The 1,531-nt window shown below is 70.3% G+C and carries 3 protein-coding genes; 2 read left to right on the forward strand and 1 reads right to left on the reverse strand.

Features of this window, described 5'->3' with window-relative positions:
- A partial coding sequence (locus E1286_RS47200) for a MarR family winged helix-turn-helix transcriptional regulator (protein ID WP_132623942.1) occupies positions 1–495 on the reverse strand: 495 nt, incomplete at its 3' end.
- A 57-nt stretch (positions 496–552) separates the two neighbouring features.
- Between E1286_RS47200 and E1286_RS47205 the strand changes: the two genes are divergently transcribed.
- Positions 553–1,323, forward strand: a complete 771-nt coding sequence (locus tag E1286_RS47205) for a trans-aconitate 2-methyltransferase (protein WP_246075789.1) — start codon at positions 553–555, stop codon at positions 1,321–1,323.
- Positions 1,320–1,531, forward strand: a 212-nt coding sequence (locus E1286_RS47210) for a VOC family protein (RefSeq protein WP_484213933.1), incomplete at its 3' end; no start/stop codon positions are given. The genes E1286_RS47205 and E1286_RS47210, both read left to right, overlap by 4 nt.

The following is a 1,531-nucleotide window of genomic DNA, read 5'->3' on the forward strand; positions in this document are numbered from 1 at the left end:
GTCGAAGGGGGTGAGGAGGGCGCGGAGGAGGGCGGCCAAGGTGTGCTGGTCGTCGGGGCCGAGGCTCGACAGCAGCTCCTGCTCCCTCCGCAGCAGCCCTTCGAACGCCGCGTCCACCCGCTCCAGCCCCGTCTCCGTGAGCGACACCAGCACGCCCCGCCGGTCCTCCGGATCGGGGCGCCGGCGCACCAGCCCGGCCTGAGCCAGCCGGTCGATGCGGTTGGTCATCGTGCCCGAGGTCACCAGGGTGGCGCGCAGCAGCGCCCCCGGGCTCAGCTCGTACGGCGTGCCGGCCCGCCGCAGCGCCGTGAGGACGTCGAACTCCCACGGCTCCAGATCGTGCTCGGCGAACGACGCCCGTCGCGCCCTGTCGAGATGCTTGGCCAGCCGTGACACCCTGGAGAGCACCTGGAGCGGCTCCACGTCGAGGTCGGGGCGCTCCGTCCGCCAGGCTGCGACGAGGCGATCGACCTCGTCTCTAGCGTCCTCCGTCATGACACAAGAGTGTACTGTCTTGACATCGAGATATGTCTCTCGATATCAATTATCTTCATGTCAAGAGATATCTGGGACCCGGTGACATACGCGGTCTTCGCCGACGAACGCTCCCGCCCGTTCGTCGAGCTGGTCTCCAGGGTGGGGGCGATCGATCCCGATTATGTCGTCGACGCCGGCTGCGGCAGCGGCGAGCTCACCGTCGAGCTGGGCCATCGCTGGCCGGACGCCACCATCGAGGGCTTCGACGCCTCGCCCGCGATGATCACCAAGGCTCGCGCGCTGGGGGCGAAGGCCAGGTTCGCGGTCGCCGACGTGACCACCTGGCGACCGGACAGGCCCGTGGACGTGATCATCTCCAACGCCGTCCTGCAGTGGGTGCCCGAGCACCACGCCGTGCTGGAGCACTGGATGGAGGAGCTGGCCCCGGGCGGCTGGCTGGCCTTCCAGGTGCCGGGCAACTTCGAGGCCCCCAGCCACGTGGCGATCCGGGAGCTGTGCGCGTCGCGCACGTGGTCCGACAAGCTGAGCGACGTCGTACGGATCCATCCCGTGGCCGACACCCTCGAGTACGTCGACCTGCTCAACCAGGGCGGCTCCCAGGTGGACGCCTGGGAGACCACGTACGTGCACGTCCTGCAGGGCGAGGACCCTGTGCTCAAGTGGGTCTCCGGCACCGCCCTGCGCCCGATCCTCGACCGGCTCGGCCCGGAGGACCAGCGGCGTTTCAAGCAGGACCTGGGCAGGCTGCTCGCCGAGGCGTACCCGGCGAAGAGCTACGGGACGCTCTTCCCCTTCCGGCGGATCTTCGTGGTGGCGCAGAAATGACGGTCATGGCGCTGCACCACGTCCAGCTGGCCGCGCCGCCGGGCAGCGAGCCGCTGCTGCGCGCGTTCTACACGGGTGTGCTCGGGCTGCGCGAGGTGCCCAAGCCGCCCGAGCTGGCCGCGCGCGGCGGGGCCTGGTTCCGGGGCGACGGTGTGGAGGTGCACCTCGGCATCGAGGAGGACTTCCGGCCCGCCCGCAAGGCCCACCC

The sequence above is a fragment of the Nonomuraea terrae genome, from assembly GCF_004348995.1.
Lineage (GTDB): Bacteria > Actinomycetota > Actinomycetes > Streptosporangiales > Streptosporangiaceae > Nonomuraea > Nonomuraea terrae.

Coding starts and splice junctions, on each gene's coding strand:
- E1286_RS47205 (WP_246075789.1), top strand. CDS start 553: ATGTCAAGAGATATCTGGGACCCGGTGACATACGCGGTCTTCGCCGAC.